This is a genomic window from Sphingomonas sp. 1F27F7B (assembly GCF_005503355.1).
Lineage (GTDB): Bacteria > Pseudomonadota > Alphaproteobacteria > Sphingomonadales > Sphingomonadaceae > Sphingomonas.
This window is the reverse complement of record NZ_SCMK01000017.1, coordinates 69,980-90,823: the sequence shown is the minus strand read 5'-3', so window position 1 is coordinate 90,823 and position 20,844 is coordinate 69,980. Positions and strand designations below refer to the sequence as shown.

General features: G+C 67.6%; 17 protein-coding genes and 1 tRNA gene. 5 read left to right on the top strand and 13 right to left on the bottom strand.

Annotation, left to right across the window (positions count from 1 at the left end; translation table 11 throughout):
* Positions 1–27 precede the first annotated feature (27 nt).
* The 4 genes from FFS08_RS16050 to FFS08_RS16035 form a co-directional block, all read right to left on the bottom strand.
* Entirely contained in the window at positions 28–2,352 is a 2,325-nt protein-coding gene (locus FFS08_RS16050) for a TonB-dependent receptor (RefSeq protein ID WP_137863435.1), read from the bottom strand.
* A gap of 217 nt (positions 2,353–2,569) precedes the next feature.
* On the bottom strand, positions 2,570–3,094 hold the full coding sequence (locus FFS08_RS16045) for an AAA family ATPase (RefSeq protein ID WP_137863434.1): 525 nt from the start codon (positions 3,092–3,094) through the stop codon (positions 2,570–2,572).
* Positions 3,091–3,645 (bottom strand): nicotinamide riboside transporter PnuC, encoded by a 555-nt coding sequence (gene pnuC, locus FFS08_RS16040; protein WP_137863433.1) that lies wholly within the window; start codon positions 3,643–3,645, stop codon positions 3,091–3,093. The genes FFS08_RS16045 and pnuC overlap by 4 nt, the downstream gene beginning before the upstream one ends.
* An 81-nt stretch (positions 3,646–3,726) precedes the next feature.
* Positions 3,727–4,110 carry a hypothetical protein gene (locus FFS08_RS16035; protein WP_137863432.1) on the bottom strand — a complete coding sequence of 128 codons (384 nt, stop codon included), beginning with the start codon at positions 4,108–4,110 and terminating at the stop codon, positions 3,727–3,729.
* 93 nt (positions 4,111–4,203) lie between these two features.
* Here FFS08_RS16035 and FFS08_RS16030 point away from each other — a divergent pair, with 93 nt between their 5' ends.
* Complete coding sequence (locus FFS08_RS16030) at positions 4,204–5,499, top strand: FAD-dependent oxidoreductase (protein ID WP_137863431.1); 1,296 nt, start codon at positions 4,204–4,206, stop codon at positions 5,497–5,499.
* A 77-nt stretch (positions 5,500–5,576) separates the two neighbouring features.
* Positions 5,577–5,653 (top strand) — tRNA-Pro (locus tag FFS08_RS16025).
* Positions 5,654–5,823: 170 nt separating this feature from the next.
* On the opposite strand, the gene FFS08_RS16020 is transcribed toward FFS08_RS16025, so the two are convergent.
* Positions 5,824–6,300 (bottom strand): RcnB family protein, encoded by a 477-nt coding sequence (locus FFS08_RS16020; RefSeq protein ID WP_137863430.1) that lies wholly within the window; start codon positions 6,298–6,300, stop codon positions 5,824–5,826.
* A gap of 248 nt (positions 6,301–6,548) precedes the next feature.
* On the opposite strand from FFS08_RS16020, the gene FFS08_RS16015 reads away from it, so the two are divergent.
* On the top strand, positions 6,549–8,420 hold the full coding sequence (locus FFS08_RS16015; RefSeq protein WP_137863429.1) for an ABC-F family ATP-binding cassette domain-containing protein: 1,872 nt from the start codon (positions 6,549–6,551) through the stop codon (positions 8,418–8,420).
* A gap of 473 nt (positions 8,421–8,893) precedes the next feature.
* Here FFS08_RS16015 and pelA read toward each other — a convergent pair whose 3' ends face one another.
* From pelA to FFS08_RS15990, 5 genes are all read right to left on the bottom strand, one after another.
* A complete protein-coding gene (gene pelA / locus FFS08_RS16010; protein ID WP_171012642.1) occupies positions 8,894–10,177 on the bottom strand; it encodes a pectate lyase in 1,284 nt (427 codons plus the stop codon).
* Positions 10,178–10,522: 345 nt separating this feature from the next.
* Positions 10,523–13,021 (bottom strand): ABC transporter permease, encoded by a 2,499-nt coding sequence (locus FFS08_RS16005; protein ID WP_137863428.1) that lies wholly within the window; start codon positions 13,019–13,021, stop codon positions 10,523–10,525.
* A gap of 23 nt (positions 13,022–13,044) precedes the next feature.
* On the bottom strand, positions 13,045–13,725 hold the full coding sequence (locus tag FFS08_RS16000; RefSeq protein ID WP_137863427.1) for an ABC transporter ATP-binding protein: 681 nt from the start codon (positions 13,723–13,725) through the stop codon (positions 13,045–13,047).
* 20 nt (positions 13,726–13,745) lie between these two features.
* The gene (locus FFS08_RS15995) at positions 13,746–15,050 is read right to left on the bottom strand and encodes an efflux RND transporter periplasmic adaptor subunit (protein ID WP_249341145.1); all 1,305 of its coding nucleotides are present in this window, start codon (positions 15,048–15,050) and stop codon (positions 13,746–13,748) included.
* Positions 15,047–15,313, bottom strand: coding sequence for a hypothetical protein (locus FFS08_RS15990; protein ID WP_137863426.1), 267 nt, complete (start codon positions 15,311–15,313; stop codon positions 15,047–15,049). Before FFS08_RS15990 ends, FFS08_RS15995 begins: the two co-directional genes overlap by 4 nt.
* A 137-nt stretch (positions 15,314–15,450) precedes the next feature.
* Between FFS08_RS15990 and FFS08_RS15985 the strand changes: the two genes are divergently transcribed.
* A complete protein-coding gene (locus tag FFS08_RS15985) occupies positions 15,451–16,839 on the top strand; it encodes a sigma-54-dependent transcriptional regulator (protein ID WP_137863425.1) in 1,389 nt (462 codons plus the stop codon).
* Entirely contained in the window at positions 16,829–18,154 is a 1,326-nt protein-coding gene (locus FFS08_RS15980) for a sensor histidine kinase (RefSeq protein ID WP_137863424.1), read from the top strand. The genes FFS08_RS15985 and FFS08_RS15980 overlap by 11 nt, the downstream gene beginning before the upstream one ends.
* 41 nt (positions 18,155–18,195) lie before the next feature.
* Here FFS08_RS15980 and FFS08_RS15975 read toward each other — a convergent pair whose 3' ends face one another.
* Genes FFS08_RS15975 through FFS08_RS15965 form a run of 3 tightly spaced genes read right to left on the bottom strand, consistent with a single transcriptional unit; the run spans position 18,196 to position 20,759 of the window.
* Positions 18,196–19,071 (bottom strand): type II secretion system minor pseudopilin, encoded by an 876-nt coding sequence (locus FFS08_RS15975; protein WP_137863423.1) that lies wholly within the window; start codon positions 19,069–19,071, stop codon positions 18,196–18,198.
* Positions 19,068–19,706 carry a PulJ/GspJ family protein gene (locus tag FFS08_RS15970; RefSeq protein ID WP_137863422.1) on the bottom strand — a complete coding sequence of 213 codons (639 nt, stop codon included), beginning with the start codon at positions 19,704–19,706 and terminating at the stop codon, positions 19,068–19,070. The genes FFS08_RS15975 and FFS08_RS15970 overlap by 4 nt, the downstream gene beginning before the upstream one ends.
* 12 nt (positions 19,707–19,718) lie before the next feature.
* Entirely contained in the window at positions 19,719–20,759 is a 1,041-nt protein-coding gene (locus tag FFS08_RS15965; RefSeq protein WP_137863421.1) for an ABC transporter substrate-binding protein, read from the bottom strand.
* Positions 20,760–20,844: the final 85 nt, after the last annotated feature.

Genomic DNA, 20,844 nt, shown 5'->3' with positions numbered 1-20,844 from the left:
CGGGCCCGACTGACCGCCGGATGAGGGTTAACGGATCCGGCCGGTCAGCGACACGCCGATGACGCGCGGCTCGTTGAGCACCGCGGCCATATAGTTTTCGATCACGCCCTTGAGATTCTTCTCGTTCGTGATGTTGCGGGCGAACGCAGCGACTTCCCAGGCACCGTTGCCGCCCTGGTAGCCGATCTTCAGGCCGCCCTCGAAGTTGCCCTTCGAGTAGAACTCGTTGGTCTTGTAGAGCACGTAGTTGGTGTAGCCCTGCACGTTCCAGTCGGTCGAGATGAAGACCTTGCCGCTGTCGCTGACCGGGATATCGTAGCGCGCGGTGGCGCTGAGATTATATTCCGGCGCGTTCGGCAGCGGGTTGCCGTCGATCTGCGCGAACACCGCCGGCGAACCGAAGACGGTGCGGGTGATGGTCGGATCGTTGACCGTGCAGACCACCGTGCCGGCCAGCGCGCAGACCTGGGCATAGACGCGCTTGTCCTTGATCTCGCTGTGGAGCCAGCTGGCACCGAACGAGAGCGCGAGGTTGCGCACCGGGCGCACGTCCAGCTCGGCTTCGACACCATAGGCCTTGGCCTTGTCGGCGTTGAACAGCACGCCGTTGCCGTTCGAGTCGTTACCGTTCAGCTGGATGTCGTTGACCGTGTAGTAGAAGCCGGTCAGGTTGAAGCGGACCTTGTTGTCGAACAGGCTCGACTTGATGCCCGCCTCCCACGACAGGATCGTTTCCGAGTTCGCCGTGGTGAAGTCCGAGTTGAACACCGCCGAACGGCCCTGGATGGTCGGGCCGCGGAAGCCGCGCGCGACGCGGGCATAGAGGCTCAGATCGTCGCTGGCCTCATAGAGCGCGCTCACGTCCCAGCTCGGCTGCCGGTCCGACAGGCGGACGTGGCGGCGGCCCGCATAGGTGACGGCGCCCGCCGCGGTATCGGCGGTCTTCAGCAGATCGGTAGTCTTGGTGTCCTGAGTCACGCGCGCACCGCCGGTCAGGCGGAAGCGCGGCGTCACCTGGTAGCTGGCCTGGCCGAACAGCGCCCAGCTGGTGTTCACGTCGTGCAGGCGCACCCAGTTGTTCGGGTTGCGGCCGACGACGCCCGGGCTCAGGAACCAGGCACGCTGGTAGAATTCGGTGATGTCGCGGCTGTCGAAATACATGCCGCCGATCTGCCACTTGAATGCGCCGTCGCCGTTGCTGGCGAGGCGGACTTCCTGCGTCCACTGGTCGAGACCGCGCAGGCGGCCCATCGACTGGCCGCAATCGCGGCACGTGCCCGTCGCCGGATTGTAGCCGAGCTGGCTGAAGCCGCCATCGGTGTCGCCGCGGCTATAGCCCGAGCTGGTCTCGAAGGCCGTGATCGACGTCAGCATGACCGGGCCGAAATCGAAGCTGTTGTTCCACGACATGCCGTAGGTGTCATAGTCCTGCGGATTGTTCGCCGCCTCGTCATACTGGACCGTGGTGCGCGAGACGTTGCTGACGTCGTTCGAGCCCTTCTTGAGCCCGTTGCGCAGGAACAGCGTCGAGGTGCCGTGGTAGTTGCGCATGTGCGCCGAGAAGAGCGAAGTCCAGTCCTCGGTCGGCTTCACCAGCAACTGGACGCGAGCGTCGCGCTCGTCGAAGCCGCCCATCGCGTTCTTCTTCGGACGCTGGGTGCCGTCCGAGTTCGGACCGGCATAGGTGTTGTCGACATAGTTGTCGCGATGCTGGATCAGGCCCGAGACGCGGATCGCGACATTGTCGGCCAGCGGGCCGCCGATGCCGGCGTCGAGGCTGATGCTGTTGTAGCTGCCATAGCTCAGCGTGCCGCGGGCATCGAGGCCGTCCAGCGTCGGGCGGACGGTGTCGAACTTGACGATGCCGGCAGTGGTGTTGCGGCCGAACAGCGAACCCTGCGGGCCGCGCAGCACTTCGACGTGATCGAGGTCATAGACCGGGTTCGACTTGAGCACGACATGCTCGAGCACCACGTCGTCCTGGATGATCGACACCGGCTGCGAGGCGCCCAGATAGAAGTCGATATTGCCCAGGCCGCGGATATAGAAGCGCGGGAAGATGCGGCCGGTGGTGGTCTCCGCATAGAAGCTCGGCACCTTGCCCGAGAGCGAGAGCAGCGTGTCCTCGCCGCTGGCGGTGAAGTCGCGGGCGTCCTGGCCGCCGATCACGGCAACCGAGACCGGGGTGTTCCTCAGCGCTTCAGGGCGGCGCTCGGCGGTCACGACGATCTCGGTCGTGGGCTCGTCGGCGGCCGGGGCGGCAGTATCCTGCGCCTGCGCGGTCCCGCCCGTGACGAGCGCGCCGAATGCCGCGCCCAGGAATAGGGCAGATCTGGTGATGCGGATCTTCATGTGGTTCTTCCCTGCTGTGCGCCCGACGCGCAACAACGGCCACGACTCCGCATTCGCAGAATCGTGCCGCCGTCACGCCGGGCATTCTTGTTATCGAAGAGTGGCTCTCGCCCCCTGCAAGGGCGCCGTTAGGATCGGATTGTGTACGAACTATGACAAGTACCGACAAATTCTCGCAAGTGCAGCATGCGCATCTTACAACCGTCGATCCCGCGCGTCAGCCGTCCGCCTGGGCCGCCTCGATCGCCGCGATCGCGTTGACGTAGCGCTCCTCGCCCTGGCCCGAGACATGCGCCCAGCGGACTCCGCGGCGTTCCAGCTCCGCCTTGCTGAGATCGTAGAATTTCTGCCGCAGCTCCCGGGTGCCGAACATGCGCGTGCCGTCGGCCCGCCAAGGCATGTCGATGTCGAACAGGAGATAGAGATCGGCCGTCCCCCGCCATTCGTCGAACCAGGGATCGCGCTCGCCGAACAGCATGTCGGCCCAGACCGCGGTCATCAGCGGATCGGTGTCGAGCACCAGCGGCTTGAGGCCGGCGGCAACCATGGTGCGCGCGCCCGCATCGTGCGTCTTGGCGATCTCCAGCAAATCGCGCATCGTGAAGTCGATGCCCCGCGCCTCGGCATATTCGCGGCCATATTCCTCCACCACTTCGCCGCCGAGATACTCGGCGATACGCGGTGCCAGCGTGGATTTGCCGGTGCTCTCCGGCCCATGGAGACAGATGGTGCGCAACTTCATTCCCGTGCCTTCAACCAGTCGATCAGCCCCCAAGCGGAAAGGGCCAGGAATACGCAGTACAGGCTCGCCGTAAGCCACAAACCCTTCATGGCGAAAAGGGGTATCGCGAGCAGATCGACGATGATCCACAATACCCAGCATTCCCAGTTCCGTCGCGACTGGAGGATCTGCGCGGCAATGCTGAGCACCGCGATGCTGCCATCCCACCAGGGATAGGCCGCATCCGTGAGCCGGTGCATCGCATAGCCCCACAGCGCGATCACAATCGCGCTGCCGGCGACCCAGCCCGCGCGTCGCGGCCAGGCCAGGGTCTCGACGCGCACTTCCCCGCTCTCGGCGCGTGAACGCATCCAGTTCCGCCAGCCATAGAGATTGACCGCGAAGAAGAAGAGCTGGAGCAGCGCGTCGCTGTAGAGCCTTTCGCGGAAGAACACCCAGGCGTAGAGCGAGACCATCGCCAGCGCGAACGGATAGTTCCAGGTGCTGCGCCGGACGACCAGCACGACGTTGACGAAGCCGAGCAGGCTGGCAGTCGCTTCGATCGGGCTCACCGTTACCGGGTAGCAACAACCGCAATGGCGTTCCAGCGCGGATCCGAATGCCGGGCCATCCCGATCCGCGCCGGAATGGGCCTATTTCTTGAGGGCCCGGGCCGTCTGGGCAATGCTCCGCAGCCTCGCCTTGATCGTCGAATCGTCGACGGTCTGCGACATCGTGTCGGAATAGACCGCCAGAATCCCCAGATCGGATTTATCGATGGTCCTGAGATAGGCCGGAACCCCCAGGATCGCCGGCACTTCGTCGATCCTCAGGAGAGTCTCGAGATACCGGTCCATGCGCTGCTGGGTCGGCTTGTCGTAATGCGCCTTCGTGACCTCCTCGGCGCTCTCGTTGAGCTTGTGCAGGAATTCCTTTCCGGCATCGCTGTCGAGAAACTCGGCAATCTTGTCCCTGTTTCGCCACCCGATATACCCGATCAGCGCGGCAGCACCCCAAACCAATAACGGAATCGGCATTTTCCCTTCCCCCCAAGCGGAAATTTCGGAGGCTATATTCTCGGCGCGGCAGAGCTTAAGCTAGCCGGGAATAGAACCTCTTTGGGGGAATTCATGCGTCATGTCGCGGTGATCGGTTCCGGCCCGGCGGGCTATTACACTGCCGAAGCCTGTCAGAAGGTGTTCGGCGACCAGGTTCGAGTCGACATCATCGACCGGCTGCCCGTGCCCTTCGGGCTGATCCGCACGGGAGTCGCGCCCGACCACCAGTCGATCAAGGGCGTCTCGCGCCGCTACGAGGCAGTGGCGCTGACCGACAATGTCCGCTTCGTCGGCAACGTCACGCTGGGCAAGGACGTGTCGATCGACGAACTGCGCCACCTCTACGATGCCGTCGTCCTCGCCACCGGCGCGCCGCACGACCGCAAGCTGGACATTCCCGGCGCGGAACTGCCCGGCGTGGTCGGATCGGCGGCCTTTGTCGGCTGGTACAATGGCCATCCCGACTTTGCCGATCTCGATCCGCCGCTCGACGGGCCGGCGGTGGTGATCGGCAACGGCAATGTCGCGCTCGACGTCGCCCGGGTGCTGGCCAAGCACGAGGACGAGTTCGAGGGATCGGACCTGGTCAACCACGCGCTCCGGGCACTCCACGATTCGCATGTCGGCACGATCACCCTGCTCGGCCGGCGCGGGCCGCACCAGATCGCGATGACGCCCAAGGAGCTGGGCGAACTGGGCGAGCTCAGCCGCGCCGTGCCGGTGGTCGAGCCCGCCGACCTGCCGCCGGCGGAGGACGATGCCGTGCTCGATCCCGGCCAGCGCAAATCGGTGGGGCATCTGCGCCGCTTCGCCCAGGGCATGCCCGACAAGCCGGTGCGCATCGTCTTCGACTTCTTCGCCATGCCGGTGGCGATCGAGGGTGACGGCAAGGCGGAGCGGGTGATCATCGAACGCACCGCGCTGGGCCTGGACGGCAACGCGCACGGCACGGGCGAGACCTATGCGGTGCCGGCCAACCTGGTAGTGAGCTGTATCGGCTATCGCACCCCGCCGATCGACGGCGTGCCCTATGACGACAAGGCGGGGCGGTTCGCCAATCTCGACGGGCGGGTGCTGCCGGGCCTCTACGCGGTGGGCTGGGCCCGGCGCGGGCCGACGGGAACGATCGGCACCAACCGGCCCGACGGCTTCGCCATCGCCGAGAAGATCGCCGAGGATGTCGGCGACGGCGCCGGCAAGCCCGGCCGGCCGGGGCTCGACGCGCTGCTGGCGGGACGCGGCGTGGAGCTGGTCTCTTTCCGCGACTGGCAGAAGATCGACGCGGCCGAGATCGCCGCCGCCCGCATCGGCGCACCACGCGAGAAGTTCGTTTCGGTCGACGCGATGCTGGATGCGCGGAAAAGCTGATTCAGCGGCTTGCGTGACGCAAGCAGCGTGGTTATAGGCGCCCCCTCGCAGTCGGGGTTTGCTCCGGATGCGCCGGTCGGGGAATAGCTCAGCCTGGTAGAGCACTGTGTTCGGGACGCAGGGGCCGGAGGTTCGAATCCTCTTTCCCCGACCATTTTATTCCCGCTTTGATATACTCAGCCCTCCACGAGCCGGAGGTGCGGGCGCACCACCTTGGCGTCCTTCCGGTGAAACGCCGCTGGGCAGGGCGATTCGCTCTGGTGACAATCTCCGTCGTGACCGCAAGCGCACTGCCCGGCAGGCCCTGCTCAGGAAGCGCTGTCTTCAGAAGAAACGCCCATAGACGACCTGGATGACCTCTCCGGTCGTTATGTTGACCAGAAGCGCGTCGGGCCCGTAGCGCACCCACTCATAGCCGAGCGGCGGAACGTCGAGGCCGAACAGCCAATAGTCCGTCAGCCAGTAGTTCTGCGCCCAGAAGATCCCCGGCAGGATCTCGCCATAGGACCAGCGGCGATACTGGAATCCCCGCGGCGGATGATAGGGACCGATATGATAAGTGCGATCGGCGTTGAAGTTGTGGTTGTAATAGGGCCGATCGAGCTGGTTCGGGCGCGTCTGGGTGCCCTGGGGGCGTTCCAGGCGGGGATAGGCCATCGGCGGACGCTCCCGCTCGGGCGACGCCATGGGCCTCCCCCCGCCCTGATGATGGGCCTGCGCCATCGCCGGCGACACGCCGAGCGTCAAACCCGCGCCCGCACAGGCAAGCGCCAAGGCAGAACAGAACAGATTCTTGCGCATAACGATCTCCGTCACTGACTCGATCAGCTGGAATGTGGGAATGCCGCCCCCTCGGGGGCATACGTAGGATTGCGTAATTGACTCGTTGTTCCTGAGCGAGAACTCGTTGATTCTGCCCTTCGCTCGATTCGCACCCGCCCGGACGGCGCCGCCCCGCGCGGGCACCCATAGCTATCCGCGTCACGAAGTGTTCGGGCACGCCGATACCCGGCTTGGGCAAGCGGCCGAGTGCTGCTAGGCGCCCAATCATGCTTTCCTTCCGCGACATCACCATCCGGCTCGGCGGCCGTGCGATCATCGAGGGCGCGAGCGCCGCGATCCCGCCGCGCGCCCGAGTCGGCTTCATCGGGCGCAACGGCGCCGGCAAGTCGACGCTGATGAAGGCGATCGCCGGGATGATCGAGACCGACACCGGCTCGGTCGACATCCCGCGCAACGCCCGCTTCGGCTATCTCCGCCAGGACGCGCCGGGCGGCCAGACCAGCGCCTTCGACACGGTGCTGGAAGCCGATGTCGAGCGCGCCGCGCTGCTGCTCGAGGCCGAGACGCAGACCGAACCCGACCGGCTGGGCCATATCTATGAGCGGCTCGACCAGATCGACGCCTATGAGGCCCCGGCGCGTGCCGGACGCATCCTGAAGGGCCTGGGCTTCGATGAGGCGATGCAGGCCCGGCCGATGGACAGCTTCTCCGGCGGCTGGCGGATGCGCGTCGCGCTGGCTTCGCTCCTCTTCCTCAATCCCGACATCCTGCTGCTCGACGAGCCCAGCAACCACCTCGACCTCGAGGCGGTGATGTGGCTCGAAGGGTTTCTGCGCGCCTATCGGGGCACGATCCTTCTGATCAGCCACGAGCGCGACCTGCTCAACAACGTGGCGGACCATATCCTTCACCTCGATCGCGGCCAGACCACGCTCTATCCGGGCGGCTATGACGCGTTCGAGCGGCAGCGGGCCGAACGGCTGGCCCAGCAGGCGGCCGCGCGCGAGAAGCAGGTCGCCGAGCGCGAGAAGCTCCAGGCATTCGTCGATCGCTGGCGCGCCAAGGCGAGCAAGGCCAAGCAGGCGCAGAGCCGAGTCAAGGCGCTGGAACGGATGCAGCCGATCGCGGCAGTGGCCGAGGACCCCAGCCTCACCTTCCAGTTCCCCAATCCGGTGGGCCTGCGCCCGCCGCTGCTGACGCTCGACCATGTCGCGGTCGGCTATCAGCCCGGCAAGCCGATCCTCGCGCGCGTGGGGCTCCGCCTCGATCCCGACGACCGGATCGCGCTGCTCGGCCGCAACGGCAACGGCAAGACCACCCTCGCCCGGCTGATGGCCGGCGAATTGCCGGTGATGGAAGGCGAGATGACCACCGCCACCAAGCTGACGGTCGGCTATTTCACCCAGTATCAAGTCGAGGAGCTCGACCCGAAGGACACGCCCGTCGAGACGATGGGCCGAGTGATGAAGGGCGCGACGCCGGTGCAGGTGCGCTCGCAGCTGGGCCGGTTCGGCTTCTCGGGCGACAAGGCGCTCACCGCGGTGGGCAAGCTTTCGGGCGGCGAGCGGGCGCGGCTGGCGCTGGCGCTGGTGACGCACAATGCGCCCCATCTGCTGATCCTCGACGAGCCGACCAACCACCTCGACGTCGATACGCGCGAGGCGCTGGTCCAGGCGCTGGCCGAGTTCAAGGGCGCGGTGGTGCTGGTCAGCCACGACCGCCACATGCTCGAGCTGGTCGCCGACCGGCTGCTCCTCGTCGACGGCGGCACCGCCCGCGAGTTCGACGGCACGATCGAGGAATATGCCGCCTTCGTCGTCTCCGGCAAGGAGCCGGCGCCGGCCCCCTCGCCCGCCGCCGCGCCGGTGGACAAGAAGGAGGAGCGCCGCGCCGCCGCCCAGGCGCGCGAGGCCTCGGCCGGCCTCCGCAAGGCCGTGAAGGACGCCGAGGGCGAGATCGCCAAGGCGCAGCGGGCGCTGGCCGAAGTGGACGGGGCGCTGGCGGGCATCGCCTCGCCCGCGCTCAAGGGCCTGTCGATGGGCGAGCTGATGAAGCGCCGGGGCGAAGTCGAGGCGCGGCTGGAGGCGGCCGAAGCAAGCTGGCTCGAAGCGAGCGAGGCGCTGGAAGCGGCGAACTGAACCAGACGCTTCCGGTCGCGGAAGCTGGCGATGTTCGTACAGGGCCGCGCTCGCGCGCGGGCATATTGCATATGCTGCGCGAGAGCGGGCGTGACGCACGCGCGGACGCTTCGAGGCGCGGATGTTCGCGCAGATGCGGGTCTAGACGGTTCAAAGAGCGGCCTGGCGGCGATTCTAGGAACGTTAAGGGAACATTGGCGTGTAGGACAGCGGGTCCTCCCCGAGGGAGACGGGGCCTGCCTGCGCTAGCTAGGGAGGGGTAGAGCGCACCCGGCGATATCGCTCCCCGGAGATTACCCAACCAGCAGCTTGGCACTTATCCCCCTTCCGATAGGGGGGCCAACGGCCGTCATCCCCGCGCAGGCGGGGATGACAAGGTTTGCTGAATGAGTCCCGACCCTAGATAGGGTATCTGTCGATGGGATGAGCATCCCCAGCTTCGTTATGCCCCAGCGTTGGGTCGCCAACGCTGTCTATTTCCGCCCCGCCCACTTCCCATAGGCCGCCAGCGCCTTGGCGGGGCCGGCATTGTACCAGCTATAGCCGTTGCGGCGCTCCTGGCTGAGCGCGTTGACGTCGGTGTGGATCGAACGGTCGCGGTCGCCGAAGATCGGCCTGCCGGTCCGGATGTCGTAATAGCGCGACCAGATCGGGCCGGCGCCGGGCCGGTCGACCAGCTTGCGGCCGTCGGGGCCCTTCTCGAAGGCGACGCCGTGGATGGCGTGCGCCTCGATCCACGCCACCCCGTCCCGCACCGCCGCCTCGACCGCGGGAGACCGGCCCGCCTGCTTCATCAAGAAGATCAACAGGTCGGCGCTCTCATCGGAGGACAGGGCGGCCGGTTCGAAGTTGCGAGCCCCCGCGGGCGCAAGCGTGAGCGCATCGTGCTGCTGGCCCCAGATGGTGCGCTTGCCGTCGACGACCACCTGAGTCGCGAGGATCAGCCGGATCGCCTTGTCGCAGGCGACCCTTGCCTGCGCCGCGAGCGCTTCAGGCACGAAGCCGTAATCGTCGCGGCGACGCGCGACGTCGGCGAGCACCGTCACGACCGAGGAGAGCGCATCGTCGTTATAGGTGAGCGCGTCGTGATAGCCGCCCTGGAGCGGATAGATTTGCGGCCAGCCGCCATTGGGAAACTGCGCCTCCAGAAGATAGCGCACGCCCTTGAGGAAGGCCGCGCGATACCGCTCCCCTTCCGCCCCCGGCGCCATCGCCTGGACGCGGGCGAGGAAGCGCAGCTCGGAAGTGGTGGCGTTGTTGTCGATCGTGCCGACATAGCTCCACGCCTCGTCATCGCCGGTGCGCGCATTGGCGGGCAGATGCTCGACGGGGACATAATGCTGGCCCTTCACGCGGACCGGGCCGTCGCGATCGACATTCTTGCCCCAGCCGCCGGCGGGCGTCTGGAAGCTGACGATGTTGTCGGCGACACGGCGCGCCTCGGGCGTGGCATAGAAGGCCACGGCAAGATTGGCAGGCATGCCGCTGCCGCCCGACTTGCCACTGGGCGGCGGCGCGGGGACCTCGGCGAGGCCGGCGCGCTCGGCAGCGAGCGCGGCCTTGTCCGCGGCCATCAGCGCGCGCGAGCGGGTGAGATAGGCGCTCCAGGCGCCCTGCTCCGCCTTGGGAAGCGCGGCGATGCGCGCTTCGGTGATCGGCGCGGCCGGCGTCATCTGGCCGATCACTTCGACCGCCGCATATGCTACCGGTGTCATCGCTATAGCTGCGAGCAGAGCGATCTTTGCGATGCGAATCATGTCCCCTCCCGATTTGGATTTTGTCCGAGGATAACGGGTTTGGCGGGGAGCGCCAGCCGGGGCGCCGGTATCGACCGGCGCACGCCGTCGCGGCCGCCCCGATCGGAGAAGGGGCTCATCCGCTTGAGACAAGGATGGTCCACTGACCGTCATCCCGCGCAGGCGGGGATCCAGTGTCACGGGCGATGGAGCGGAGAAACCCTGGGTCCCCGCCTGCGCGGGGATAACGAGGGGGTACTTGCCCAAAGAGGAACAAGCGCCATCAGAGTATATCAGCTTCGCCGAACGAAGAACGGGCGAGAGGTTGCCCCCTCGCCCGCCCTGCATGACCCTGAACTGACGCGCCTACTCGTAGCGCAGGGCATGAACCGGATTGGTGCGCGCGACGCGGAAGGCATGGGCGCCGATGGTAAGCACCGCGATCACCAGCGCGAGCAGGCTCGCGCCGATGAACGGCACCGGCGTGAGCGCGATGCGCGCGTCATAGGCGTTGAGGAACTCGCGCATCAGCCACCAGGCGGCCGGCCAGGCGATGATGTTGGCGATCACCACGGGCCGGGTGAACTGCCAGACGAGCAGCCGCGCGATATCGGCGGTGCGCGCGCCCAGCACCTTGCGGATGCCGATCTCCTTGGTCCGCCGCTCCGCCGTGAAGGCAGCGAGGCCGAACAGGCCGAGACAGCCGATCACCACCGCCAGGATCGCGAACATGCCGAACATCTGCGCCCGGGCATCGAGCCGCTTATAGACCTGGGCGATCACTTCGTCGGCCAGAGTGGCGGCGAAGGGCACGTCGGGCGCATAGCGGCGCCAGACCTGCTCGATCCCTTCGCGCACCGGACGCGGATCGCCGTGGAAGCGCGCTACCAGCCAGTTCACGCTGTGCTTGTCGTAGAGGAACATGGTCGGCTCGATCGCCGTCCGCACGGTGCGGAAGCGCGCATCGGCGACGACGCCGATGATGGTGAGGTTCATCAGCCCCCCATATTCGTCCTTCACGCCATAGCGGATCGTCTTGCCGATCGCTTCCTGCGCGCTCTTGAAGCCCATGCGCTTCACGGCACCCTCGTTGACCACGATATGGCCGCCGCGCGCGACCAGCGCCTTCTCCGCCGCCGGATCCTCGGGGATCGGCGTGGTCATGTCGTCGGCCGGGCGGTTCTCCTCGAACACACGGCCGGCGATCACGCGAATGCCCATGGTGGGGAAGAAGCCGGCATCGACGCCGTAGACGCCGATGTCGACCGGATCGTGCCGGCCGGGCACGACCACCGACGTGAAGGAGGAGTTGCCGGTCACCACGCCGATCATCGTCCGCCCGACGGAATCGACGCCCGGCACCTTGGCGATCGCGCGGGTGAGCGCGTCGGCCTGGGGCTCCAGCGTCTTGGAGCCGATGCCGGCCAGCTGGATCAGCCCTGCCCGCTTATAGCCCGGATCGAGCGAGCGGGCGTAGACGTTCTGCGAATAGACCACCGCGGTGCAGATGATCAGGCCGATCGAGACGGCGAACTGGATCACGACCAGCACGCTGCGCAGGAGCCCCGAGCCCTCGGCATCCGCCGCGGACTTGTTCGCCTTGAGCACGCGCGCCGGCTGGAAGCGCGACAGGTAGAAGGCAGGATACAGCCCGCCCGCCGCGCCGACGAGCAGCACCAGGCCGACCATCGGCAGGATCAGCCCGCCATTGCCGAAATAATGCAGCTTGAGATCGGCATCGAGGAAGTTGCCGAACCAGGGCAGCACGATCTCGACCAGGGCGAGCGCGAGCAGCATCGCGATGGTGGCGAGCAGGATCGATTCGCCGATGAACTGCGTCATCAGCTGGCGACGGGTGGCGCCCAGCACCTTGCGCAACGCCACTTCCCGGGCGCGCTGGCTGGCGCGGGCAGTGGCGAGGTTGGTGAAGTTGATGCAGGCCATGGCGAGGATCATCACCGCGATCACCGCAAAGGTGATGATCGTCTGCACGTCGTTGCCGGGGGTCATCCCCGACCCGCTGGCACGGCCAAGATGGACGTCGGGCGCCGCGACCAGCTTGAAGGTGCGCTCGTCGCCCGGATTGTGCTTCTGGCCGTTGAAGGTGTCGTCCGGGATGTTGCGCTTCTTCCACGCCTCCAGCTGGTTGTTCACCGTGGCGACGTCGGCACCCGGGCGCAGCTTCACATAGACCCAGCCCGAGGTCCAACCCCAGCTGGTGAGATAGCCATTGCCCTCGGGGAACATGCTCGGGAAATCGACGCGGACGAGCATCCGCAGGTCCATGTGCGAGTTCTTGGGGAGGTCCTTGAACACGCCGGTGATGCGGTAATCGGCCTTCCTGCCGGAGGCCAGCAGCGTCAGGGTGCGGCCGACGACGTTCTTGGTGCCGAAGATCTTGTTCGCCTCGTCCTCGCTCAGCACCACCGTGCCCGGCCGCGAGAGCGCCTTGCGATCTCCCTGCGCCATCGGCAGCGCGATCGTGTCGAGAAACGCGCTGTCGACCAGCCGGCCCTCGTCGACCTGCCTGGCCTCGCCGTCCTTGAGCAGCGTGAGCGGTGGGCCGCCCATATAGGTGGCGCTCTCGATCTGCGGGAAATCCTTGAGCAGTGCCCCCTTGGTCACATAGGGGGCGCCCTGATTGTCGAACCCGTCGCCGGTGGTCTTGCTCTTGAAATAGACCTGGAACTGATAGGTGCGCTCCGCATCGGGCAGCCAATTGTCGTAGCTGCGCTCATACTGGACGTAGAGCAGGATCAGCAGGCAGGCCGCCAGGCCGATCGCCAGGCCGAACAGGTTGATGAAGGCATAGGTGCGGTTCTTCGCGAGCGCGCGCAGGCCGACCGTCAGATAGTTGCGCCACATGGGCTTTCTCCTCCCCCGGAGTTTCAGGCGGCGCGGCGGCGTTCCTGGAGGACGCGGCCGTCGAGCATGTTGACGATGCGGCCGGCATAGTCGGCATGCGCCGGCGAGTGGGTGACCATCACGATCGTCGAACCCTCGGCATTGAGGGTCTGGAGCATGTGCATCACTTCCTCGCCATGCTGGGTGTCGAGATTGCCGGTCGGCTCGTCCGCGAGGATCAGCTTCGGGCTGGCGACCAGCGCGCGGGCTACGGCGACGCGCTGCTGCTGGCCGCCCGAGAGCTGGCTCGGCCGGTGCTTGGCGCGATGGGCGATGCCGGTGCGGTCCATCACTTCCTCGACGCGGCGCTTGCGCTCGGCGGCGGGGACATTGTGATAGAGGAGCGCGAGCTCGATATTGTCGCGGACACTGAGCTCGTCGACCAGGTTGAAGCTCTGGAAGATGAACCCGATATTCTCCTTGCGGACATCGGCGAGCCGGCTCTCGCTCAGCCCCGCGACTTCCTGGCCGTTGAACAGGTATGACCCCGAGGAGGGGCTGTCGAGCATGCCGATCATGTTGAGCAGGGTCGACTTGCCGCAGCCCGATGGGCCCATGATCGCGACGAACTCGCCCGGGGCGATTTCGAGGTCGATCGCGTCGAGCGCCGTCGTCTGCACCGTATCGGTGCGGTAGACCTTGGAGAGTTCGCGCATCTGCAGCATCGGATTCCCTTTCTTTTCGGTCACTTGGTCAGGTCCAGGCGGGTCTTGTCGGTGAGGCCGGTATAGGGCGAGGTGATCACCTTCTCGCCGGGATCGAGCCCTTCGAGCACCTCGACGAAATCGGTGTTGCGGCGGCCGAGGCGCACGTTGCGTTTCTCCGCCGAGCCGCCGCCCGGCGCCACGACGAATATCCAGGCGCCGCCGGTGTCGTTGTAGAAGGCGCCGTTGGGGATCAGCAGCGCCGGAGCGGAATCGCCGAGCGTCAGGCGCGCCTGCATCGTCTGGCCACGCTGGAGCTGGGACGGCTCGCCGCCGGTGAATTGCAGGTCGACCTGGAACTGGCCGTTCTGCACCTGCGGATAGATCTTGGTGACCTTGGCGCCGTAGCGCCTGCCGTTCCAGTCGAGCGTCGCCTGCTGGCCGAGCTGGACACGGCCGAGATAGAATTCATCAACCCCGGCGATCAGCTTGTTGCGGCCGGGGCTGTCGATCTGACCGACGCGCTCGCCGCGGTTCAGCGACTGGCCGACCTGGACCGAAAAGCCCGAAAGCTGGCCGGCGACCGGCGCGCGCAGCTGGAGCGCGTCGAGATTGGCGCGGGCGATGGCAAGGCCCGACTGCATCGACTTCGCCGCCGCCTGCTGTTGCGAGAGCTGGCTGCCCTGGAGCCGGGCGTCGGTCGCCTGGCTGCGCCTGAGCGCGGCGAGGTTGCGCTGGCTCAGCGCGTAGTCGGCCTGGGTGTCGGCGAACTGCTTGCCCGAGACGAAGCCGCGATCGGCCAGCGGCTTCTCGCGATCATATTGGCGGCGGGCCTTGTCATAGACCGTCTCGGCCGCGAGCACGGCGCGCTCGTTGGACAGGCGCGTCTGGGCAAGCGCGAGTTCCTGGCTGCGCATGTTGTTGATCTGCTGCTCCACTTCGGTCTGGCGGGCGAGCGTGGAGAGCTGGAGCTCGGCATTGGAGAGCAGCGCGATCGGCTGGCCAGCGGCGACGGTAGCGCCGTCCTCGACCAGCATCTTCTCGACCCGACCGCCCTCCACCGCGTCGATATAGACAGTGAGCAGCGGCGTGACCCGAGCGCGCAGCGGCATGAAATCGTCGAACGTGCCCTTGGTGACGCTGGAGATGGTCACCCGGTCGGCGCCCACCGTCTGGCTCGTGCCCGAGGGTGCGAACCACCAGAATCCGCCCAGTGCGAGCAACAGCGCCGCGCCGCCGAGCGCGAGCTTGAGCCGCATCGACAGCCCCCGCTTCTCGACCAGCTGGTCCATCCCGCTTCCCGAGACGGCGCCCCCCTTTTCCTTCTGCATCCGTAACACCGTCATGCCCCCTGTCCTCGCAATTGCCATGCCAGCCGCATCTCCTGCGACGGCGTGTCGATGGCAGCCCGGCAAGTGTTCGATTTCGGACAGGCGCGTCCGGAATCGAACGCTATCCGTAACGATGCCATGCCGAGCTTGAGCACGGCATGGCCGCCGGCGCCGTCCACGCGCAGATCGACGCCGATGGGGCTGCGGAAGGTGCACAGGAGAAGGATCGCCGCCGCGACAAGCGCTCCCCTGCGTATTCCCCTGCCCGAGCGTTGCACGATTTCCTCCTCCGGCAGCCGCGCCGTTCATCGGAGGATCAGCATGAGCCGTGCCAAGTCGTTTCCAGGGGGGACCAGGGCTTGGCACACAAATTGATTGTCCGGTTCCGCACAGTATCTGTACGGGAGCGGGCAGCATGAGCGATCCGGAATTCGATTTCTGCGTCGTGATCGACGACGACGACGATATCCTGATGGCCTCGCGGCTGTTGCTGCGGCGCCTGTTCAAGGACGTCGAGGCAGTGCGCAGCCCCGAAGAGGCGCTGCCGTTGATCCAGGCGCGCGCGCCCGACGCGGTGCTGCTCGACGCCAATTTCGCGCGCGGCGCCACCGATGCGGCCGAGGGACTGGCCTGGCTCGACAAGCTGCTGGCTGTCGATCCCGAGATGGTGGTGGTGATGATCACCGCGCATGGCGGCGTGCAGGTCGCGGTGGCGGCGATGAAGCGCGGGGCGACCGACTTCGTCTCCAAGCCCTGGTCGAACGAGAAGCTCCTGGCGACGGTGCGGACCGCCGCGTCGCTGCGCCGCTCGCGCAGGGCCGTGGGAGGCAGGGCCGTCACGCCCGTCCCGGCGGCCGGCGCATCGCCCCTGCTCGGCGATTCGCCCGTCATGGCGCGCGTCCACTCGCTGATCGCCCGCGCGGCGCCGACCGACGCGAACGTGCTCGTGCTCGGCGAGAACGGCACCGGCAAGGAGCTGGTGGCGCGTGAGCTGCACCGCCAGTCGCTGCGCGCGGACCAGGGGATGCTGACGGTCGACCTCGGCGCGATCAGCGAGGACCTGATCGACAGCGAGCTGTTCGGCCATGTGAAGGGCGCCTTCACCGATGCCCGCACCGACCGGGTGGGTCGCATCCAGGCGGCGGACGGGGGCACGCTGTTCCTCGACGAGATCGGCAACCTGCCGCTGCGGCTCCAGCCCAAATTGCTCACCGTGCTCGAGCAGCGCCAAGTGACGCCGGTGGGCGCCAACAAGCCGGTGCCGGTCAATATCCGCGTGATCGCCGCGACCAACCTGCCGCCGGAGAAACTGCGCGACGAGAGCCATTTCCGCCAGGATCTGCTCTTCCGTCTCAACACGGTGGAGATCGACCTGCCGCCGCTGCGCGCGCGCCGCGAGGACGTGCCGCAACTGATCACGCACTATCTCCAGCACTATGCCAAGCGCTATGGCCGGCCGGTGCCCATATTGAGCCCGGCGGCGCGGATCGCGCTGCTCGAGCATGACTGGCCGGGCAATGTCCGTGCGCTGCGCCATGCCCTGGAGCGCGCGGTGATCCTGGCGCGCCAGGAAGCGCTGGAGCCGGAGGACTTCGCGCTCGTCCGGGCGATGCCGCGCCTCCCGGCCGCGGCGATCACGCCGCCGCCCCCGCAGCAGGGCGACGACCTCAATCTGGAGCGCATCGAGCGCCGGATCGTCGAAGAGGCGCTGAAGAAGCACGGCTACAATATCTCGCTCGCGGCCGCCGAACTCGGCCTGTCGCGCGCGGCACTCTATCGCCGGATGGAGAAGCATGGGCTTTGACCGGCGCTTCACGCTTGGCCTGATCGCCTGGATCGCAGCGCTGGCGGGGGCGCTGGCCGCCACCGCCCTGGCTCTCTTCACCCCAGGCCTGGGCGCGGCGCGGATCGTCGCGCTGCTGCTCGTGGCCGGCGCCGTCTGGGGGCTGTGGCGCCACGTATGGCGCACCAACTTCGCCGTCGCACGCTTCGTCGAGGCGCTGCGCTTCGACGATACCTCCGCCCGCTTCGGAGGCACGAGCGGCGGCGGGTTCGAAGTGCTGGGCGCCGCGCTCGACGACGCGATGGACCGGCTGCGCGCCCGCCAGATGGCGACGGCGGCCGAGATGCGCTTCCTCGAGGCGCTGGTCGACGACATGCCGGTGGCACTGCTCACCATCGACGGCGACGGCCAGGTCGCTCCCGCGAACAAGGCGGCCCGGCGGCTGTTCCGGAACACGCCGGGCACCCGGGCCGAGGACTATGCCGTCTATGGCGCGACGCTGGCCAAGCGGCTGGCGGGGGGCGCCGCCGCCGAGGAGATATTGCTGCTGGCAATCGAAGGGCGGACCCAGCGCGCGCTGGTCCGCTCGGGAACACTCGAACGGCTGGGGCGCAGCATCCGCGTCGTGACCGTGCAACCGATCCAGGGCACGCTCGACGCAGTCGAAATGGCGGCGCAGACCGACCTGGTGCGCGTGCTGACGCACGAGATCCTCAACTCGCTGACGCCGGTGACCTCGCTCGCCGCCACCGCGGCGGACCTGCTCGACGATCCCGATCTCGCCGCCAATCCGCGGATCGGCGATGCCCGCGCCGCAGTGTCGACGCTGGCCCGGCGCGCGCATGGGCTCGGCCATTTCATCGAGGCCTATCGCGCCGTGGCGCACACGCCGGAAATCCAGCGCCAGGTCTTTGCCGCCCAGCCCTGGGCGGAAGAACTGGGTCGCATCTTCGCGGCGCGCGAACCGGAGCTGCCGCTGGAGATCGAAGTGGCACCGGCGCGGCTGGCGATCGACGCCGACCCCGATCTGCTCGCACAGGTGCTGATCAACCTGCTCCAGAATGCGGCCCAGGCCATGGCCGGCCAGGAACACGCGCCCCGGCTGGCGCTGCGCCTGCTCTCCGGGCAGGAAAGGCTCGTGATCGAAGTGGAGGACAATGGGCCGGGCGTGCCCGGGGGCCTGCGCCAGGACGTGTTCCTGCCCTTCTTCACCACGCGCGCGACGGGCACGGGCGTGGGGCTCAACCTCGCGCGCCAGATCGTGGTGGCGCATGGCGGGAGCATCGAGATCACCGATGCTCCGGGCAGTGGAGCGCTGTTCCGGATCCTGCTGTAGCTTCCTCCCCCAGCCTGTCTGGAGAAGAGGAGGAGAAGGAACTATCTGGCGGGAAAGGCCGGGACGCCCGGCGGGATCGAGGTGCCGCGCCAACGCTCGACCACGCCCACCGCGATCTTGCCATCAGGGTGCTGCACGCGCTGGATCAGCACCGCGGCCTGCTGGCTGGTGCTCCCGATCGTCGCACGGGTGCGAACCCAGAAAGTACCCGAGCGGAAGCTGGTGCCCCAGGGCAGCGCGAGGTTCTGGTCGCTCAGGTCCTTGAGCGTGAGCTTGCCGTTGCGCTTGCGAATCTCGGCCAGCCGCTGCGCCGCCAGCGGATCGCGGAAGAGGATGCGCAGCATCTCGGGGTCCGCGGCGTTGAGGTTGATCGTCGTGGTGCCGGGCAAGGCAGTCACCAGTTGCTCCAGCCGCGCCGTCGCCTCCGGATCGAAGCCGGCCAGGCGCAGCGGACGGATATCGGTGACCGGGCCGTAGAGGCGGACATAGGTGATCGCCTTGACCACGTCGTCCTGCGAAAACCCCACTTCCTTGGCGATCGTCTGGAACAGCACGATCGCGCCGGCATCGCCCGCGCGCAGGGCGTTCAGGTTGAAGCGGCCCTCGGCGTCCGCGATCGCAAGGTCGAAGCTGCCGCCTTCGATCGGTGCGCCCCTCTCCGACAGGCGCGCCCAGGGCTCGGTGACATCGTCCTCGTTGGGCGCGACGACCATGTCGCGGCGGAGCGCCACCACGGCGGAAAGCTCGCCGCCGCGCACCACCGCCAGCGCACGCGCCGCCTCGCGCGTGCGCAGCGCGCGGTCAAGCGCCAATTCTTCGCGATTGATTAGCAATAGCACCAATCCAGCCGCAATCGCGACGAACATCAGCACGTTGACGAGGATCATCCCCGCGTCGTCGTCGCGGACCCGCTTCATTGCTTCGGATACTCCGCCTGGTCGGGCAGCGTGACGACCCGGCGCAGCGCGCCGGGTGCCCCGCCCGGCCCCAGCGCCTGAAGCTCGATCGCGATCGCGCGGGGCCATTTGTCCTTGTCCTCGTCGCGCAGCGGCCAGCGATCCGCCCAGGCGCCGCCGTCGAAGAACCGCCAGCGAACATGGGCGACGCCGCCGACCACCGTCTGCACCATCGCGCCCGATCCGCGGACGAGATTGCCGTTGGCGACCGAATATTGCAGCGGCACGGCGGGGCCGCCGAACCCTGGCGCGGCGCGCGTGAAGTTCAGCTTCTCGCCGCCGCCCGAGACGCGGCCGAACGCGATCTGATCGATGTCGCTCGACACCACGAACAACGCGCGCTGGAGATCGGCGAGGCGATCGAGCCGCTTCTCGGTGCGCCCCTGCACCTTGATGATGCCGTCGACCAGCGCGAGGCCCGCCACGGCGATCAGCGCGAACAGGCCGAGCGAGATCATCAGCTCGATCAGCGTGAAGCCGCGCTCGCCTTCCCCCTCCCCGTCATCTCCGCGAGGGCGGGGACCCCGGGTAACGGCCGAAGCCGCTGCCGGCCCCGGCGCACCGCCTTTGCGGAGATGACGGCAAGAGACGGACATTGCCGGTCGAACCTAGGAACCCGAACTCGTCGCCACGGGCGTGTAGCCGGTCTCGCCCGCGACGAGGATCGCGAAGTCGCGGGCGACCGAACCGTCGGTGCGGAAGCGGACCGGGCCGGTGACGCCGTGGAAGCCCTTGGCATCGAGCAGCCCGTCGAGGTTCAGGCGATTGTCGGCACGCAGCGTGTTCGCGATGCCGGCGGCATCATAGGTGAGCGCGGCGATCATGCCCGCCTCGCCGCCGTTGCGCGCCTGGAAGGCGCTGGCGAAGGTTCCGAAGGCGTTCGGATCCGGGCTGGCGAGCCAGGCACCGTCCAGCGCCGCGAGCGCCGCCGGGCGATTGTCGAGCGCCTGAAAGGTGCCGAGGAGCTGGACACCCGTATCCTTGAGCGCGCGCGCCGCCGCGAGCACGGCCTCGCCGCTCCCGGGCAGCAGCACGGCATCGGGCGCCTCGCCGGGATTGGGCAACGGCTGGCCCGGCTTCACTTGGAGCAGGCGCACGGTGATGCCGATCTCGCCCTCGCTCTTGCCGGCGGCGATCGCGGCGGCGGCGCTCCAGGGCGAGCCGTCGTCGATCATCGTCACGGTCTTCACGCCCCGCGTGCGGGCATAGCGCAGGATCGCGGTTGTCACCTGGCCTGCGGTGATGCCGAAGATCCAGGTGCCCGGCGCGCGCAGCACCGAATCGTTGCTGAATGCAATCACCGGCACGCGGCCGGCGATGGTGCTGGAGACGGCGGGGACTTCCTCCGCCGAGAGCGGGCCGAGGATCAGCGCGGGCTTGAGCTTGAGTGCCTGGGCAGCGGCCGAGGCAGCGCCGGCGGCGGCACCCGCCGTGTCGAAGCTCTGCACATAGGCACTGTTTTCCGCGAGCAAGGCGGCCTGGCGCATGCTAAGGCCCAGCCGCGCTCGCGGGCCCGTGAGCGGCAGCAGCAGGGCGATCGGGCGCTTGTCCTTCTTGTCCGCCGCGAACACATGCGAGGGAAGCACGACCGATGCCGCTGACGCGACCAGGCCCGATTGCAGCGACTTCAGCAGGGTCCGTCGATCCATTGCCGACTCTGGGAGGGGATAGCGGGGCACGGCGGTCTATTATCCTCTTCGCCCTGATCGGCATAGGGGCGTATCTGCTCGCGCT

Coding starts and splice junctions, on each gene's coding strand:
- FFS08_RS16050 (WP_137863435.1), bottom strand. CDS start 2,352: ATGAAGATCCGCATCACCAGATCTGCCCTATTCCTGGGCGCGGCATTC.
- FFS08_RS16045 (WP_137863434.1), bottom strand. CDS start 3,094: ATGAAGTTGCGCACCATCTGTCTCCATGGGCCGGAGAGCACCGGCAAA.
- FFS08_RS16035 (WP_137863432.1), bottom strand. CDS start 4,110: ATGCCGATTCCGTTATTGGTTTGGGGTGCTGCCGCGCTGATCGGGTAT.
- FFS08_RS16030 (WP_137863431.1), top strand. CDS start 4,204: ATGCGTCATGTCGCGGTGATCGGTTCCGGCCCGGCGGGCTATTACACT.
- FFS08_RS16020 (WP_137863430.1), bottom strand. CDS start 6,300: ATGCGCAAGAATCTGTTCTGTTCTGCCTTGGCGCTTGCCTGTGCGGGC.
- FFS08_RS16015 (WP_137863429.1), top strand. CDS start 6,549: ATGCTTTCCTTCCGCGACATCACCATCCGGCTCGGCGGCCGTGCGATC.
- pelA (WP_171012642.1), bottom strand. CDS start 10,177: ATGATTCGCATCGCAAAGATCGCTCTGCTCGCAGCTATAGCGATGACA.
- FFS08_RS16005 (WP_137863428.1), bottom strand. CDS start 13,021: ATGTGGCGCAACTATCTGACGGTCGGCCTGCGCGCGCTCGCGAAGAAC.
- FFS08_RS16000 (WP_137863427.1), bottom strand. CDS start 13,725: ATGCTGCAGATGCGCGAACTCTCCAAGGTCTACCGCACCGATACGGTG.
- FFS08_RS15995 (WP_249341145.1), bottom strand. CDS start 15,050: ATGACGGTGTTACGGATGCAGAAGGAAAAGGGGGGCGCCGTCTCGGGA.
- FFS08_RS15985 (WP_137863425.1), top strand. CDS start 15,451: ATGAGCGATCCGGAATTCGATTTCTGCGTCGTGATCGACGACGACGAC.
- FFS08_RS15980 (WP_137863424.1), top strand. CDS start 16,829: ATGGGCTTTGACCGGCGCTTCACGCTTGGCCTGATCGCCTGGATCGCA.
- FFS08_RS15975 (WP_137863423.1), bottom strand. CDS start 19,071: ATGAAGCGGGTCCGCGACGACGACGCGGGGATGATCCTCGTCAACGTG.
- FFS08_RS15970 (WP_137863422.1), bottom strand. CDS start 19,706: ATGTCCGTCTCTTGCCGTCATCTCCGCAAAGGCGGTGCGCCGGGGCCG.
- FFS08_RS15965 (WP_137863421.1), bottom strand. CDS start 20,759: ATGGATCGACGGACCCTGCTGAAGTCGCTGCAATCGGGCCTGGTCGCG.